This window comes from Selenomonas sp. AE3005 (assembly GCF_000686945.1).
Lineage (GTDB): Bacteria > Bacillota > Negativicutes > Selenomonadales > Selenomonadaceae > Selenomonas_A.
The window spans coordinates 105,068-119,317 of sequence record NZ_KK366040.1 but is presented as its reverse complement, the minus strand read 5'-3'; the positions used below and the strand labels follow the sequence as shown (position 1 = coordinate 119,317).

9 protein-coding genes are annotated in these 14,250 nt (G+C 51.0%); 5 read left to right on the top strand and 4 right to left on the bottom strand.

Annotation, left to right across the window (positions count from 1 at the left end):
• Window positions 1-270: 270 nt before the first annotated feature.
• Both DL94_RS0112240 and DL94_RS0112235 read right to left on the bottom strand, forming a co-directional pair.
• Window positions 271-1,761 carry a class I adenylate-forming enzyme family protein gene (locus DL94_RS0112240; RefSeq protein WP_028130401.1) on the bottom strand — a complete coding sequence of 497 codons (1,491 nt, stop codon included), beginning with the start codon at window positions 1,759-1,761 and terminating at the stop codon, window positions 271-273.
• 87 nt (window positions 1,762-1,848) lie between these two features.
• Entirely contained in the window at window positions 1,849-3,033 is a 1,185-nt protein-coding gene (locus DL94_RS0112235; RefSeq protein WP_028130400.1) for an iron-containing alcohol dehydrogenase, read from the bottom strand.
• 150 nt (window positions 3,034-3,183) lie between these two features.
• Between DL94_RS0112235 and DL94_RS14875 the strand changes: the two genes are divergently transcribed.
• A complete protein-coding gene (locus tag DL94_RS14875; protein WP_051586448.1) occupies window positions 3,184-4,356 on the top strand; it encodes a hypothetical protein in 1,173 nt (390 codons plus the stop codon).
• A 682-nt stretch (window positions 4,357-5,038) separates the two neighbouring features.
• Here the strand turns inward: DL94_RS14875 and DL94_RS0112225 are convergent.
• Window positions 5,039-5,584, bottom strand: a complete 546-nt coding sequence (locus DL94_RS0112225) for a PadR family transcriptional regulator (protein ID WP_028130399.1) — start codon at window positions 5,582-5,584, stop codon at window positions 5,039-5,041.
• 218 nt (window positions 5,585-5,802) lie between these two features.
• On the bottom strand, window positions 5,803-7,113 hold the full coding sequence (locus DL94_RS0112220) for a purple acid phosphatase family protein (RefSeq protein ID WP_028130398.1): 1,311 nt from the start codon (window positions 7,111-7,113) through the stop codon (window positions 5,803-5,805).
• Between the two features lie 319 nt (window positions 7,114-7,432).
• Here DL94_RS0112220 and purB point away from each other — a divergent pair, with 319 nt between their 5' ends.
• The 4 genes from purB to araA all read left to right on the top strand — a co-directional run bounded on the left by purB (window position 7,433) and on the right by araA (window position 14,102).
• Complete coding sequence (gene purB, locus DL94_RS0112215) at window positions 7,433-8,725, top strand: adenylosuccinate lyase (protein ID WP_028130397.1); 1,293 nt, start codon at window positions 7,433-7,435, stop codon at window positions 8,723-8,725.
• Window positions 8,726-8,760: 35 nt separating this feature from the next.
• On the top strand, window positions 8,761-10,047 hold the full coding sequence (locus tag DL94_RS0112210) for an adenylosuccinate synthase (RefSeq protein ID WP_028130396.1): 1,287 nt from the start codon (window positions 8,761-8,763) through the stop codon (window positions 10,045-10,047).
• Window positions 10,048-10,959: 912 nt separating this feature from the next.
• Window positions 10,960-12,570, top strand: coding sequence for a xylulokinase (locus DL94_RS0112200; RefSeq protein WP_028130394.1), 1,611 nt, complete (start codon window positions 10,960-10,962; stop codon window positions 12,568-12,570).
• 107 nt (window positions 12,571-12,677) lie between these two features.
• Window positions 12,678-14,102 (top strand): L-arabinose isomerase, encoded by a 1,425-nt coding sequence (araA, locus tag DL94_RS0112195; protein ID WP_028130393.1) that lies wholly within the window; start codon window positions 12,678-12,680, stop codon window positions 14,100-14,102.
• Window positions 14,103-14,250 lie beyond the last annotated feature (148 nt).

Here is a 14,250-nt window from a genome sequence, read left to right as displayed (position 1 = left end):
AAAGCACGCACGCTCTCCCTGAGAACGGCAAAGATGCTTTCACAGCCTTGTTATTTACTGATTGTACGGAAAGTAACCTTAATAGAGCATATCCTCTAAAGCTGTCCCGGTTTCTGACAATCCGGGCAGTTTCCTTTATGCCTTAAGATAAATCCAGTTCATAAAAGTATGACTCACAGCAATGATGTCATCTTTTGCCATGAGTCATATTTTAGCACTTATGAATTGATTGGTAAAGGGGTGGCTTATATGGGGATATTAAGGCGTCCGTTATTTGTTTTTGGCTTTTTGAAATTCCTCAAGAATCATGCGCTTGGCGATTTTTCCCGTAGAGGTACGGGGCAGTTTTTCCATGAGGTGGAATTCGCGCGGAATCTTGTAGAGGGCGAGGTTAGCCTGCAGGAATTTTTTGAGTTCGCGGACGTTGATGTCTTGACCGTCATGGGTGCTGTAGAAACAAGCACCAGCCTGACCGCGCAGTTTGTCATCAATACCGATAACAGCGGCCTCAAAGATGCCGGGGAACTGGTAAACGAGTTCTTCAACTTCGCGGGGGTAAATGTTTTCCCCCATGCTGATAATCATGTCCTTAATGCGGTCCACGATGTAGATATAGCCTTCGGCGTCAGCCCGGGCTACGTCGCCGGTGTGGAACCAGCCGCCGCGCATGGCGTCCTGGGTAACATCGGGCAGATTCCAATAACCCAGCATGATGTTTTCGCCCTTGACGATAAGTTCGCCGGCCTCGCCCTGTGGTACAGACTTGCCTTCGGCGTCAATGAGTTTCCATTCAATGCCCGGGACAATTTTGCCGCAGGAGCCGACGATGGGCTTTTCGGGCGGATTCATGGTGACAACCGGACTGGTTTCGGACAGGCCATAGCCTTCGCAGATATCTACGCCGAATTTCTTGATGAAGTCCTGCTGAATCTGCAGGGGCAGGGTAGTGCCGCCGCTGACTACGAGGCGCAGGGGTTTCATGTCCTCGGTGGTGGCCAGTTTGGTCAGCAGGCTGCAGATAGAGGGCACGATGTAGAGGTCAGTGACCTTTTCTTCGCGGATTACAGCGATGGTTTCCTTCGGCGTGAAGGAGTCGAGAATTACCACCGTAGCGCCGCAGAAGAAGGAATAGAGGGCGGAGCAGGTCCAGCCGAAAGCGTGGTACATCGGCAGTACGCAGAGGACGTTGTGTTCGGCCTTACAGCCCATGCCGTTATCGCGCATCTGCTCGCAGTTGGCTACGAGATTGCGATGGGAGAGCACGGCCCCTTTGGGGTTGCCGGTAGTGCCGGAGGTGTAGATGGTGGCGCAGGGCTTATGTTCGTCGAAGTCTGCACTCAGCGCCGGTGCATCGGCAATTTTCTTGTTGGCCTTGGACATAGTCTTGATATCGTACTGTGTGACCTTCAAATCGCAGCGCAGGGCAGCCAGGGCGTCCACCAGATTCAACGGCTGATAGGTCAGCAGGACGCGAATCCCGGAATCCTTGATGATGTAGGCAATTTCGCGGTTGCTGAGCTGGAAGTTGATGGGCACGGCAATGGCACCCAAAGACGTGGCCCCCATATAGGCAAAGACGAAATCAGCGCTGTTGCGGGAGAAGATACCCACGCGGTCGCCTTCGCGGACACCGGCGGCGTAAAGCCGGTTGCGGCAGTTGTTCACAGCCTGCTGGGTTTCTTTATAGGTAAAGCGGCGTTCATGGTCCACAATGGCCATAGCCTCAGGTTTTCCCTGTAAAATCAATTCATGAACAAACATGATGTTACCTCTTTCTTTTTTATAAACTACGTAAATTAGCTCATACAAGACAAATTTTATACCAGGTCATAAAAAATGTAAAGAGATTTATTTGTTGGCCAGCTGGTAGATGGCGATGGCGGTCTGTTTGTCAATGGGGTGGAAATTGGCCACAACTTTGGTGCCGCCGGCTGTGCAGGAGTCAGCCAGTTCTTCTATAACTTCTGCGCTTTGCACGCCAATCCCCAGTTCGGTAAAGTTTACGGGCATGCCGATTTCCTTAAAGTAAGCCACGGTCTTTTCGATACCGGCCAAGGCGCGTTCGGCCTCCGTTCCGTCCGTGATACCCCAGACTTTTTCAGCAAAGAGGGCAAAGCGGGGGATATCGTCCTGATAGACGTAATGAGCCCAGGCGCCCCAGACAGCTGTCAGGCTGGCCCCGTGGGTGACATCGAAACGGCCGGAAAGCTCATGGCCGAGCTTATGGCAGGCAAAGTCCTTGCAGCGCCCCAGCTCTGTCAGACCGCAGTGGGATACGCTGCCAGCCCACATGATTTCGCTCATGGCGTCGTAATCGGTCTGATCCTTGATAGCTTTGTGCGTGGCGTTGATTACCGTCACCATCAGGGCCTCGGCAATTCTGTCCGTCAGGGCGTTTTCGGCCTTGACGCTGGTAAAATACCGTTCCAAGGTGTGCATGAGAATATCGGAAGTACCGCAGATAAGCTGCTTTTTCGGGATAGTATAGGTCAGTTCCGGATTCATAAAGGCCAGTACCGGGCGGTTGAATGGCGTGTTGAGGCCGGCTTTTTTGCCGGTTTCTTCATTGGTGATGACCGCAGAATCACTCGTTTCACTGCCGGCAGCAGATAAGGTCAGCACGGCCCCTACGGGCAGACTGCGTTCCAGTTTTACTGTACCATTCCAAAATGACCAGACATCAATGTCGGGGTTAGCGGTGCCATGCGCTACAGCCTTGGCGGAGTCAATGACGCTGCCACCGCCGATGGCCAGGATAAAGTCAGCTTTACAGGCGATGGCCTCCTTTACGGCCTCCCGTACCCAGCTGAGGCGGGGATTAGGCTGGACGCCGCCTTTGGCCTGGGTGAACATACCGGCTGCTTGCAGGGAGGTTTCGATTTTTCCCAGCAGGCCGCTTTTTACCACACTGCCGCCGCCGTAGACAATGAATACCCGGTGGGCGTTATAAGCGGCCAGTTTTTCGGCGGCCTTATCCTCGGCGCCCCGGCCAAAGACGATTTCTGTGGGCACTTTAAAGTTAAATGACTGCATGCTTTTCCCTCCATAAAATTATCTTTTATCACATCATAGTGCATGTATTAGCCATTAGTTGTGATTTTCCTGCCAAGGACGCAGGGAAAAATCAGCGCAGGACTTTGGGGGCTGGTGGAGAATACAGGGAATAAAAGGGGGGATTGGGGAATGCATATACGCGGCTTGATAGTACTGACGCTGGTCCTGGGGCTGGAATTGGCCTTGACAGGGGGGGCAGCGGCCAGACATATGCATCTGCAGCAGCTGCGCGAACAACAGCAGCAAGCGCAGGCAAGGGTGGCCAAAGGGCTGGCCGGCGTGCAGCTGATGAGCCCCTGGCCGGTGACAGCACACGATTCCGGCGGCGTTTTGCTGCTTTCTGACAGTCCGGAATATGTGGGTGAGTATGGAATCCTGTATAGTGATGTGATACGGGGCGAGGCGCGTATTTTTTACTATCATGTTAATGTGACGGACAGACCGGGAAAGCTGGCCGTGGTTCTGGAAAATCTGGGGACACGGCGCACGCAGGTAAGCGTGGAGCGTTCAGCTATGCCGGAGCCAAGTGCCAACTATTTTCACGTAGGCAAGGAAACACAAATCGGTTATATGCGCATACCCCAGCCCGTGGGAAAAATTCCCCTAGAGGCCGGCAGCCGAAATTTACTGAATCCCCTGATGGGCGTGGAACTGCTGGAGCCCAAGGAACTGGCTTTAGGTATGTATGATATTTTCACCACGGAACCAGTCAGGGTGACGGTGGTTTTTTGTCCTGCGCCGGGGAATCCCGTGGATTTTGTGCAGCGCGCCCGGATTTTACCTAAAGATGAAGTGGCCCTGCGTGGCACATTTAAGGGAATGAACCGCACGCTCCGTGCCCGGCATAGTTATGAACCGGAGCGTGATGGCACGGTGTATATTCCTATTGGCGACGATTATTATGACACATATAAGCAGGGTATCGATGCTACTGATGGCAGCCGGGTGATAAATTATGGCAATTATGGTGTGCTTTATCGTCTGGAATTGCCGACTATAGGCAGTCAGCCGGTAAAAGTCATGCTGACTCCCTTGGGCGGCCCTTATGCCGGTGCGGTAAGAGTGGAGGCCGGACGGCGGGAAAGCCGTGTGGTACATACGCCTGCCGGACGATTATACTTTGGCACTGACACCCCAGGGGACTTGGTGCCCCGCACAGGTAAAAATGCTATTCTGACCAAGGATTTTGAACTGGCGCTTATCGGCCGGTTTAAACCATATCGCTATTTTGCGTTGGAATACTCACCCCCGGGAGCCTCCAATCTGCCGGTACTACTGATTATGGCACCGGGGGACAGCTGAGTAAATTACAGCCTGTTGATTAGTTCGGGCATAAAAGTATCCTGTTCATGCGTGCCTGGGGTTCACGGGGGAGTAATTTTTCTGCCTCCGCTGAACGACACCCCTCGGAAAATAGAACTGTCCAGTAACCTGCGCCGGGCAGGCCAACGGCGCTCCTTTCAGCGTAGTTGCTTAGCTATGGCCTACAGTGTGCCGGCCTTCGCTGCGCGCAGGCAGTCGCTCCCCGCATAAAAATCACTCCCCCGTTCGCCCCCAGTAACGGTCTGGGCAATTGCCACGAAACCGTTGCTCCCGTTACAAGAACATCGATGTACTTGTTCCCTGTCACTGCGAAAGAATCATTTTATACGGACGTTTCTTAGGGCGGAGGTGGTGATGCTTTTCGCAGTGGAACGACTGTCCGAACGTAGTGAGGACTGGCCCACAAACAACAGTCTCTGGACACTGTGCTGAACAATCGCGCCGACTGCTTGCCGGCGCATGTAACTGGAAATGTCTATATTTTGCTGGTGGGTCATTCAGTGCAACAGCGAAAAGTATTACCACCTCCACCCGACTGAGCTGTAACAAATAAGATAAAGCAGGCATTGACCGTCAAACTGCAATGGGCAATAAAAAACGATGTGACAAATACTAAAGCATTTTCACATCGTTTTTGCATTAAAGCCAGCAATATCATTTTCTACCGCGTCAGGCTGGCATATTCAGTTTTTAACCATTTTAGGCGGTCCTGTTCACGTTCAATGGCATGCTTTAAAATGCAGGCATGGCCGTAGTGCTGTGCTTGTTCGGCCTCATTGTGAAAGAGCAGCTGCCAGCGGTTTTGCAGGTAAAGACATTTTTCTTCGTGACGGGCAATTTCCTCGCGGAAAAGTTTGCGCACCAGGGGCGATTCCCGGTCATTAAGCAGAAAGAGTTTCATGGTGAACTCGTCCCGGGTGGGGAGCAGGGGATTTAACGGCTTATGCAGCCAGTCGCTGACCAATTCTTCCCCGGCAGCGGTGAGGGTATAGACTTTTTTTTCCAGTTTTTTGCCCACCAGTACCGTATGATATTCAATCAGGCCATCGGTTTCCATTTTTCGCAGCTCCGGATAAATCTGGCTGTGGTTGGAATGCCAAAAATCTCCCAGTTCTCCTTCAAACATTTTCTTTATATCACAGCCGGCCAAATCCTGTTGGGCCAGCAGACCTAATATTATATAGCGCAATACGTTTTTCTGAGCCATGTTTCCATTTCATTCCTTCATTCGTCATAATCAGCTTAATAAGTATAGCATAAAACAGCGAAAAGGACATAACAGGATACAAAAAACCGGACGCATGAGCAGTACGTCCGGTTTTTTGCTGTGTATTATATTTTAGGAGAGCTTTAACGAAAGCCTGAATATAATATAGCATAACTGAGAATGAAAATCAATAGTATTTTTACAAGTTTACAAAAAAATTATTTGCGGACGCTGACCCGGTCAATTTCCTGGCCGTCAGGCAGGAAACAGGCTACTGTCAGCTGGTCGGGCGTGACTTCGAGCGTAAGGTAGTTGTCAGTTTCCGGCTGGGGGGCGGTGACCTTGTCATAAGCATGGTCAATCCAGAGGCCGGGATAGCGGACATTGCCGGCTACCCCTGTGAGGATATACAGCGGCCCCTTGTCACTGGGGGCGAGATTTTGCAGATGGCCGCGGTTGCGGTAGGTGTGCAGATGGGCGGTAAAGACGACATCAATGCCCAGTTCATCACAGAGGGGCATAAAGGTCTTTCCGAGGTCAGAAATACCTTCCTTTCGTTCCGGGCGGCCATGAATCCGGTATTGCAGCACGTCTTTATGAATCAGCAGGATTTTCCACTTGGCGGTAGATTTTTGGACGTCCTCCCGGAACCAGCTGATTTGTTCCTCCTTAAGTCCGGCTTTGAAGTCTTCGATTTCATCCCACTGGCTGTTGAGGACGATGAAGTGCACATCGCCGTAGTCAAAAGAATAATAGTAGCGTTCAAAGTTCTGGCTGTTGTTTGCCGGTGTGTGGAAATAATTCAGATAAGCCTCGGGGAGGCGTACCTTCCAGTCTTTATTGTAGGTTTCGTGATTGCCCATCAAGGGGATAAAGGGAATGTTTTCTTTCATACCATTTACGGCATTGAACCAGGCATGCCATTGCGTGCTGTCCTCGCCGTTATCGACAATATCGCCCATGTTGATAAAAGCGCAGGCGTCAGGATTGCGCTGCCAGGCGCTTTGGGCTGTTTTTTCCCAGTCGCTGTAATCGCTGGACTGGGAGTCGGGGAACACAAGCATCTTATAAGAGGCAGCACCTTCCTGCGGTGTTGCCAAGGGGTGCCAGTCGCCGGCGCCCTGTTTGCAGGTTACACGGTATTCATATTTCTGGCCGGGCTTTAGGCCGGTGAGCAGGGCATCATATTGGAGGTTTTCCGTGCCATCATCGGTAAAAAAGGCTGGGGCGGCGGTTACAGTATGACTGTCGCTGCTGTCTTTGCCCCGGTATTCGATACCGGGATTTTCCAGCGGGGTGTCAGACTGCCACATAATGCGGCGGCTGTTGGCCGCATTGGCTGTAATAAGCTGCCGCAGATACATGGCCTGCAGGTCACCAGTCAGAGCCATGGCGCTGTTTTTGGCACTGCGGAAAAAACTGGTCTGGGGCAGGAAACAGCCGGCGGCAGCCAGGACACCCAGGCCGGCAGCACCTTTGATAAAGGAACGGCGTGACAGCCGTGATTTTGTATTTGCTTGATTGGTCATATATGTCTCCTTACAATAAAAAGCGTAACGTGATATCTCATTTTAGTACTTGGAGTGCCCTCCAAGTCAAGAAAAAATATCATACAGACTTATATTTGTGTTTGTGTCCTGCGGTTAGATATATGTTCATGAATGGCGGTTTTTGTTGACACTTTATCTAGGCTTTGCTATTATAAGAAAGGGAAACTAAAGACTTTTCTCCAAACTCAAAATGAGGCTGAAGTCCACATGTGGTGGGGCAGTCAATTTGAGTTTTTTTATCGTGTTTTCACTTCCGCGGTGCAGAGACGCCGCAAGAATCCTGAGGAGGAATTCACTAATGATTGAACGTTACACCAACCCCGAGATGGGACACCTGTGGTCCATCGAGAACGAATGGCAGCAGATTCTGAATGTAGAGCTGGCTGCCTGCGACGTTATGGCAGAGCTCGGAGAAATTCCAGCAGAGGCTGCGAAGAACATTCGCGCTAAGGCCAAATTTGATGTGAAACGCATTCTGGAAATTGAATCCGTTACCCATCATGACATCATTGCCTTCCTGACCAATGTCGCTGAAAACGTTGGTGAAGATTCCAAATACGTCCATAAAGGTCTGACTTCCAGCGATGTAAAAGATACTGCTTACTGCATGATGATGCGTGATGCAGCTGACATCATTTTGGACGACCTCAGAAAATTCCGCGAGGTACTGCGCCGCCGGGCTTTGGAATTCAAACATACGCCCTGCATTGGCCGTACGCATGGCATTCATGCCGAGCCGATGACTTTTGGCCTGAAACTGGCGCTGTGGAGTGCAGAAATTGAACGTGATATCGACAGAGTAGAGCATGCGAAAAAGACGGTGTCCGTCTGCAAGCTGTCCGGTGCTGTAGGTACTTACTCCAATATTGACCCGGAAATCGAGCAGCGTGTGGCGAAAAAACTCGGCCTTACGCCGGTACCTCTGGCAACGCAGGTTATTCAGCGTGACCGTCATGCTGAGTTTGTGACGACGCTGGCTATTGTTTCCAGCACGCTCGAAAAGATTGCTACGGAAGTCCGCAATTTGCAGCGTACGGATATCCGTGAGGCTGAGGAATATTTCTCCCCGGGCCAGAAGGGGTCTTCGGCTATGCCGCATAAGCGCAACCCCATCAACTGTGAACGTATCTCCGGCATGGCACGCCTGGTACGCGGCAACGCTGTAGCAGCTTTGGAGGATATCACTCTCTGGCATGAGCGCGATATTTCCCATTCTTCCGTAGAACGCGTTATCCTGCCGGACAGCACCATCAACGTGGATTACTGCACGCGCAAGCTGACGAATATCATCGACAAGCTGCTGGTTTACCCGGACAAGATGCTCCACGATATGGAACGTACGGGCGGCCTTATCTACAGCCAGCGCATTATGCTGTCCGTAGTCAGCAAGGGTGTACTGCGTGAAGATGCTTATAAATGGGTACAGCGTAACGCTATGAAACGCTGGATGGAAGGTCAGGACTTCCGCACCAGCGTAGAAAATGACCCGGATATTACGAAGTACCTGACCAAGGAAGAAATCGATGATTGTTTCGATTATAAATACTTCCTGCGTCATGTAGATATGATTTTTGAGCGTTTTGGCCTTTGAGACGGTAAGCAAGGGCTTTTAAGGAGAGAAATAATATGTCAACAGTAGTAGTTACAGGCACCCAGTGGGGCGATGAAGGCAAGGGCAAAATCGTAGACTATCTGGCTCAGCAGGCTGATACGGTAGTCCGTTTTCAGGGCGGCAGCAATGCCGGTCATACTGTAGTGGTAGATGGCGAGGCCTATAAGCTGCGTCTGATGCCCTCGGGGATTTTGTTCAAGGGTTCCCATTGTGTTGTTGGTAACGGTGTGGCTTTTGACCCGATGGTTATGCTCGAGGAAATGGACGGCCTGGCTGAACGCGGTATTGACCTGTCAGGTATCCGTATTTCCAACCGTGCCCATGTAGTTCTGCCGTATCATCGTCTGATGGACGGTATTGGCGATGAGGCACGTGGCGACAATAAAATTGGCACCACTAAGCGCGGTATCGGCCCCTGCTATATGGACCGTGACAACCGCATTGGTATCCGCGTCTGCGATATGATGGACGAGGAAGAATTTGCCAAACGCCTCAAGGAAAACCTGGAAATCAAGAATAAGGAACTGAAACTGCTCTACGACCATGAGCCGCTGTCCTATGATGAAATCCTTAAGGAATATATGGGCTATGCCGAACGTCTGCGTTCCTATGTTTGCGACACAATTGCCCTGCTGAATGAGGAAATCAAGGAAGGCCGCAAGATTCTCTTTGAAGGTGCTCAGGCTACGATGCTGGACATTGACTATGGCACGTATCCGTATGTTACGGCGTCCCATCCAATTTCCGGTGGTGTGGGCGTAGGTGCCGGTGTTGCTCCTAACAAGATTGATAAAGTTGTTGGTATCGTCAAGGCTTACTGCACGCGTGTTGGCGAAGGCCCGTTCCCCACGGAACAGCTCAATGCCATCGGTGAAAAAATCCGTGAAGAAGGCCATGAGTATGGTGTAGTTACGGGACGTCCCCGTCGTACGGGCTGGCTTGATGCCTGCGTAGTACGTTATGCCGGCCTTATCTCCGGTATCGACTATATGGCTGTAACGCGCCTCGATATTCTCGATAATTTCGAAGAAATCAAGATGTGCGTGGCTTATAAGTACAAGGGCGAAATCCTCAACGAAATCCCGGCCAGCCTTAAGGTTCTGGCTGAGGTTGAACCGGTGTACGAGACTTTCGCGGGCTGGAATACGGATATCAGCAAGGTTCGCAAGTATGAAGACCTGCCGGAAAATGCCAAGAAATATCTGGAGCGTATGGCAGAAGTAACCGGCATTAAGCTCGGTATCGTCTCCGTTGGTCCGAACCGTGATGAAACCATTGTGATGGCGAAAGACATATTCTAAAATATATCCATGGAAAAAGGGAATCCGCAGACTATAGTAGTCTGCGGATTTTTTTTGTAAATTGCAGTTTGGCGGTAAATACGTTCTTAAAAATATCCCGTTTATGCGTGCATGGGGTTCACGGGGGAGTAATTTTTCTGCCTCCGCTAAACGACACACCTCGTTAAATAATGCTGTCCATTTACCTGCGCCGGGCAGGCCAACGGCGCTCCTTTCAGCGTAGTTGCTTAGCTGCGTACTACAGTGTGCCGGCCTTCGCTGCGCTCAGGCAGTCGCTCCCCGCATAAAAATCACTCCCCCGTTCGCCCCTAGCCACAGCCTTTACAATTGCCACGAACTCGTTGCTCCCGTTACAAGAACATCGATGTTCTTGTTCCCTGTCACTGCGAAATAATTCTTTTAAACGGACGACGCTTAGGGCGGAGGTGGTGATGCTTTTCGCAGTGGAACGACCGTCCGAACGCAGTGAGGACTGGCCCACAAACAACAGTCCCTGGACACTGTGCTGAACAATCGCGCCGACTGCTTGCCGGCGCATGTAGCTAGAAAAACAATATTTTTGCTGGTGGGTCATTTAGTGCAACAGCGAAAAGTATTACCACCTCCACCCGACTGAGCTGTAACAAATAAAAATAAGCACGCATTGACCGGCAAACTGTAATTGGCATAGGGGCTGTGGACAAGATGGGGAATTTATAAATTGTGCGGTTAGATAGTGCAATAAAAAGCAATAAAGAAATTGACAAAAACCGATGGGGGTGATATATTTAAAATATAAATGTGCTCGAACACAATTGACCGACAGAATAGTCATGGGGGAATTGTGGCGGCTGGCATTGTTTTGGTGCCGGCCGATTGCAGCAACGGTATTTGTGGTTATCCAAATGTCAAACCAACTGAGGAGGGCTATTGATGGATCTCATGAAGAATGCGGCCAGCATTGAAAATGGCGAAACGGCGCTGGGGATAGAGCTGGGGTCAACGCGAATCAAAGCTGTGCTCGTAAACAGAGATTGCGAAACGTTGGCGTCGGCCAGTTACGAATGGGAAAACCAGCTGCAGGACGGTATCTGGACGTATGAGCTGGACCGTGCCTGGACAGGCATTCAGACGTGTTTTTCGCAGGTGGCGGCTGATGTGCACAGCCGTTATCATACAGCCTTGACGAAAATTGGTTCTATCGGTGTCAGTGCTATGATGCATGGCTACCTGCCGTTTGCGAAAGATGGCCAGCAGCTGGCAGGGTTCCGCACCTGGCGCAACAATATAACCGGTGAGGCGGCAGAGGCGCTGACGCAGGAGTTTTCCTTCAATATTCCCCAGCGCTGGAGTATTGCTCATCTCTATCAGGCTATTCTGAATGGCGAGGAGCATGTGGGCAGAATTCATTTTCTGACGACGCTGGCTGGTTATATTCATTGGAAATTGTCGGGGGAAAAGATTCTGGGGATAGGCGATGCCTCCGGCATGTTTCCGATTGACAGCGCAACGGGTGACTATGATGCAGTGATGCTGGAGAAGTTTGCCCAGCTGGCCAAGGTGCAGCCCTACAGCTGGAAGCTCAAAGATATTCTGCCGCAGGTACGTAAGGCCGGTGAATCGGCCGGTGTTTTGACCTCAGAGGGTGCTAAGCTCCTTGACCCGTCAGGCAGCCTGGAAGGCGGCAGTCTGATGGCACCGCCGGAAGGTGATGCTGGCACAGGCATGGTCGGCACCAACAGTGTGCGCCAACGCACAGGTAATATCTCTGTGGGAACGTCTGCTTTTTCGATGAATGTCCTCGATAAGCCGCTTAAAGCCGTACATCGGGACATCGATATGGTGACAACCCCGGATGGTGCCCCTGTAGCCATGGTGCATACGAATAACTGTTCGTCAGACCTCAATGCCTGGGTGTCGTTGTTCGGTGAGTTTGCTGATGTCATGGGGCACAGCCTCAAACCGGATAAATTATATGGCCTGCTGTTCAATCAGACGCGGCTGGCCGATAAGGATGCCGGAGGCCTGCTCAATTACAGCTGCCTGTCCGGCGAGAATATAACCCGGGTGGAGCAGGGACGGCCACTGTTCCTGCGGACGCCGCATAGCCGTATGAATCTGGCCAATTTCATGCTGGCGCAGTTATATGCGTCTTTTGCACCGCTTAAGATTGGTATGGATATTCTCGTGCGTGAGGAAGGCGTAAAGACCGATGTGATGATTGCACAGGGCGGTTTGTTCCAGACACCGGTGATTGGCCAGCAGGTTTTGGCTGATGCGCTGAACATTCCCATTACGGTTATGAAAACTGCCGGTGAGGGCGGCCCGTGGGGTATGGCGGTGCTGGCGGTGTTTGCCAAGTGGGGCGCAGCGGAAGAGTCACTGCCAGACTTCCTTGATAAGCATGTATTCTGTCAGCCAGAGAGTACAACCCTTACGCCCGATGAGCAGGGCGTGGCTGGCTGTCAGGCGTTCATCAAGGCATATCAGGCAGGCTTGGCTGTGGAAAAAGAGGCTGGGACTGCGGTTAAGGAGCGTTCCTGACAGGAGAAGTTATTATGCCGCTGTCAGGCACTTGTATAAGGAGAAAAGGCAGTGCTGTGCACTGCTGAATGTATGATATATTTTTTTAACTGGAGGGACGTATTATCATGTTGAAAACAAATGATTACGAATTTTGGTTTGTGGCAGGCAGTCAGTTCCTTTATGGTGAGGAGCAGCTCAAAAATGTGGCGCGTGATGCGCAGGACATCGTTGATAAACTGAACGCCAGTGGCAAACTGCCTTATAAAGTGGTCTGCAAAGGTGTTATGACCACGGCTGATGGTATTACCCAGTTTATGAAGGACGTCAACTATCATGATGAAGTAGCCGGTGTCATCACCTGGATGCACACGTTCTCCCCGGCCAAGAACTGGATTCGTGGCACCAAACTGCTGCAGAAACCGTTGCTGCACCTGGCAACGCAGTACCTGAATGAAATTCCCTATGCAACGATTGATTTTGACTATATGAATCTTAATCAGAGCGCTCATGGTGACCGTGAGTATGGCTATCTTAATGCCCGTCTGGGTATCAACAATAAGATTGTCTATGGCTGGTGGGGAGATGAGGAAGTACAACGTGAAGTCGCAGACTGGCAGGATGTAGCTGTAGCTTACAATGAAAGTTTCAAGATTCGTGTTTGCCGGTTCGGTGATACGATGCGTGATGTGGCTGTTACCGAAGGCGATAAGGTCGAGGCACAGATTCAGCTGGGCTGGACAGTAGATTACTGGCCGGTGGGTGAACTCGTCGATGTCGTGGATGCCGTTGATGAGAAGGATATCGATGCTGAATATGAAAAACTCAAAGCCGAATATGACCTGAACGTGCAGGATAACAGCGAAGAAAAGTTTACGGAATCAGTCCGTTATCAGCTGCGTGAGTATCTGGGAATCAAGAAATTCCTTGATGACCGTGGGTACACTGCGTTCTGCACCAACTTCCAGGATTTAAAGGGACTCAAACAACTGCCGGGGCTGGCTGCCCAGCTGCTGATGCGTGATGGCTACGGCTTTGGCGCTGAAGGTGACTGGAAACATGCAGCGCTCACGCGCCTGTTGAAGGTTATGGCACACAATGACCGTACGGTATTTATGGAAGACTATACCCTTGACCTGCGCAAGGGGCATGAGGCTATTTTAGGAGCGCACATGCTTGAGGTAGACCCGACCATTGCCAGCGATAAACCCAAGGTAGAAGTACATCCGCTGGATATTGGCGGCAAGGATGACCCGGCGCGTCTGGTATTTACAGGTGCCGATGGGGCGGCTGTTGATGTTACGGTGGCTGACTTCCGTGAAGGTTTCCGTCTGATTTACTATCCGGTAGACTGCCGCAAAGCTGAGGCTGAAACGCCGCACCTGCCGGTAGCTAAGCAGCTCTGGACGCCGACGGTGGGCCTTAAGGAAGGTTCTACGGCCTGGATTCAGGCCGGCGGTGGACATCATACGGTACTGAGCTTTAGCCTGACTACGGAACAGATTCGTGAGCTGGGTATTATGCTGGGCATGGATATTGTAGAAATCTGCTGATAAGCAGAAAAATAGACATATTTTTAATGCGATAAAATAGAAAAGCTCCTGTGGTGACAGACAGTAAACAACCTGTGTCATAGCGGGAGCTTTTTCATGTTTTTTTTACAGCTGCGTGAAAATGGCAGGTTTTTCGTCCTATTATGTC

Coding starts and splice junctions, on each gene's coding strand:
- DL94_RS0112240 (WP_028130401.1), bottom strand. CDS start 1,761: ATGTTTGTTCATGAATTGATTTTACAGGGAAAACCTGAGGCTATGGCC.
- DL94_RS0112235 (WP_028130400.1), bottom strand. CDS start 3,033: ATGCAGTCATTTAACTTTAAAGTGCCCACAGAAATCGTCTTTGGCCGG.
- DL94_RS14875 (WP_051586448.1), top strand. CDS start 3,184: ATGCATATACGCGGCTTGATAGTACTGACGCTGGTCCTGGGGCTGGAA.
- DL94_RS0112225 (WP_028130399.1), bottom strand. CDS start 5,584: ATGGCTCAGAAAAACGTATTGCGCTATATAATATTAGGTCTGCTGGCC.
- DL94_RS0112220 (WP_028130398.1), bottom strand. CDS start 7,113: ATGACCAATCAAGCAAATACAAAATCACGGCTGTCACGCCGTTCCTTT.
- purB (WP_028130397.1), top strand. CDS start 7,433: ATGATTGAACGTTACACCAACCCCGAGATGGGACACCTGTGGTCCATC.
- DL94_RS0112210 (WP_028130396.1), top strand. CDS start 8,761: ATGTCAACAGTAGTAGTTACAGGCACCCAGTGGGGCGATGAAGGCAAG.
- DL94_RS0112200 (WP_028130394.1), top strand. CDS start 10,960: ATGGATCTCATGAAGAATGCGGCCAGCATTGAAAATGGCGAAACGGCG.
- araA (WP_028130393.1), top strand. CDS start 12,678: ATGTTGAAAACAAATGATTACGAATTTTGGTTTGTGGCAGGCAGTCAG.